Raw genomic sequence first — 940 nt, 5'->3', positions numbered from 1 at the left:
TTAAACAAACACCGTGCTATGGACTTGCATCTTGAACAAAATCTCTCTCAACTGAGGAATACCGCGCCGCTCGTGCACAACATTACCAATTTCGTGGTGATGAACTATACAGCCAATGCATTGCTCGCAGTAGGAGCCTCGCCGGTGATGGCGCATGCGGTAGAGGAAGTGGAAGAAATGGTATCGATCGCCGGCGCGCTCGTTGTCAATATCGGTACATTATCGGCACCGTGGGTAGCAGGGATGAAACTGGCGATCCGACGAGCCGCGGAACTGAACAAACCCATTGTGCTGGACCCAGTCGGTGCAGGCGCAACCAGCTACCGGAACCAGACGTTAACAGAGCTACTGGAACTCGCATCACCTGCCATTATCCGTGGAAACGGCTCTGAAATACTCGCATTGGCCGGCGCTAACATCCAAACCAAAGGTGTCGACAGTACCGCCAGTTCTACCGACAGCCTCGAAGCTGCGCGCGCATTGAGCCGTCAGTTTGGCTGCGTGGTAAGTGTGAGCGGCGCCATTGACGTGATTGTGCAAGGAGAGAAAACCGCCTACGTGTCCAATGGAGTTGCATTGATGACGAAAGTAACCGGAATGGGCTGCGCTGCCTCTGCCATCGCAGGTGCTTATGCGGCGATAGTAGCCGATCCTTTTGAAGCCGCTGTTTCTGCGGCGGCTACAATGGGCGTTTGCGGTGAACTGGCTTACCGGAATGCAAAGTTACCGGGCTCTTTCCAGATTGCATTTCTGGATTGCTTGTCAGATATTACGCCGGCGCACCTGGCCGAGCTGGCGAAAATCAAAGTTTCCTGAATCATGATATATAAACAATGGACGCACCTGAACAGAACTTACAGCTTTACCTGGTAACTGACGAAGCCGCCTGTATGGGACGCGATTTGTACTGGGTAGTGGAAGAAGCGGTACAAGGCGGAGT

General features: G+C 53.2%; 1 protein-coding gene and 1 pseudogene. Both read left to right on the top strand.

Annotated elements, in window-relative coordinates; genetic code table 11:
* The first annotated feature begins 18 nt into the window (after positions 1 to 18).
* Positions 19 to 816: a hydroxyethylthiazole kinase gene (thiM, locus tag ACTIE6_RS02025; RefSeq protein WP_439555038.1), complete on the top strand. Its 798-nt coding sequence runs from the start codon at positions 19 to 21 to the stop codon at positions 814 to 816.
* Positions 817 to 833: 17 nt separating this feature from the next.
* A pseudogene (locus tag ACTIE6_RS02020) lies at positions 834 to 940 on the top strand (hypothetical protein); the annotation flags it as partial.

It is taken from the genome of Dyadobacter sp. (assembly GCF_051859145.1).
Lineage (GTDB): Bacteria > Bacteroidota > Bacteroidia > Cytophagales > Spirosomataceae > Dyadobacter.
This window is presented reverse-complemented; position numbering and strand designations above follow the sequence as displayed.

Bases quoted from the DNA above. Each gene is read 5' to 3' on its own strand.
- thiM (WP_439555038.1), top strand. From the start codon at position 19: ATGGACTTGCATCTTGAACAAAATCTCTCTCAACTGAGGAATACCGCG.